Consider the following 1,169-nt stretch of genomic DNA (forward strand, 5'->3'; position numbering starts at 1 on the left):
CATGCTGCGGGCAGCCCGGTGCGAACGAGAGCAGTACGAGAACGATTCCAAGGCCGATGATGCCGGGCAGGGATTGCCCGGTGCGTACTTCTGCTGTCATGCGTACGGATTGCGAGAGGCGATGATAAAAAATGTTCTCTGTGGGAAAATTTTCCTGCAGGAATTTCCAACCGGGTTTTTCCGGGTGGAGACCGGAGGTAGTGTACCCGGAGAACGTGAAATGGTTTCATGAATTGAATCCATAATTCTATAATAATCACATAAAAATTCAATGACTTTTCTCTTTCGATACCTGAAGCGGTGAAACGAATGAAACAGCAACAGGTACCGGCAATGATTACTCTCTCGCTGCCTGCCTGTCCTGCCTGCATTGCTCTTTGTGTTTCCCCGTCAGCATCCGATCCCGGCCTTCAGGATCAGGAATCACCTCAATCAATCACTTCTCCGCAGACAACAGATCCGGATCCGCTCAAACCCTGCGCCTCGAACGAAGCATAGCGCGCGAACGAGGAGGGGCTCGCCACACGGCTGCTGGAGGACGGGGTGAAGGCCGGCGAACGTGCGCTGGGAAGAACGGTGTTTGAGGAAGAGACCGGCAACTTCTGGATGATCCTGGATACCCGCCCGTACATGCGGGCACGGTTCGCGCTCGCGTGTCAGCTCCACGCCCGGGGCATGCGCCGGGAAGCAATCGGGCACTTCTCCGAACTCCTCCGGCTCAACCCCAACGACAACCAGGGAGTACGATACGAACTTGCCACCTGCCTGATCGAAGAAGGGGATGATGATGCGCTGGCCGGGCTTCTCCGCCAATACGAGCGGGATGGATCGGCGGTCTGGCACTATTCGCGTGCCCTGCTCCGGTTCCGGCTCGAAGGGGAGAGCCCGGCCGCTGAAGCAGCCCTGCACGAAGCAATCGAAGAGAACCCGTTTGTCCCGAACTACCTTCTGGAGAAGAAGAAGCTCCCCTCCCGCATGCCGGAGTACATGAGCAGGGGCGAACGATCGGAGGCTGTGGTCTATGCCGCCGACAACATGCATGCATGGAAACTGGCGCCCGGCGCGCTTGCATGGCTTGAGAAGAAGATCAAAACGCACCGGAAATCAAAAGCAAAATGAACTAAAAAAACTGCTCTGTAGAAAACCTCGACCAGAACAAATTGTAAGAG

At 55.9% G+C, this 1,169-nt stretch carries 1 protein-coding gene; it reads left to right on the forward strand.

Going from position 1 to position 1,169, the window contains the following annotated elements:
• The first annotated feature begins 543 nt into the window (after window positions 1-543).
• On the forward strand, window positions 544-1,119 hold the full coding sequence (locus CW742_RS14185; protein WP_292421494.1) for a hypothetical protein: 576 nt from the start codon (window positions 544-546) through the stop codon (window positions 1,117-1,119).
• Window positions 1,120-1,169 lie beyond the last annotated feature (50 nt).

It is taken from the genome of Methanoregula sp., assembly GCF_002835825.1.
Classification (GTDB): Archaea; Halobacteriota; Methanomicrobia; order Methanomicrobiales; family Methanospirillaceae; genus Methanoregula.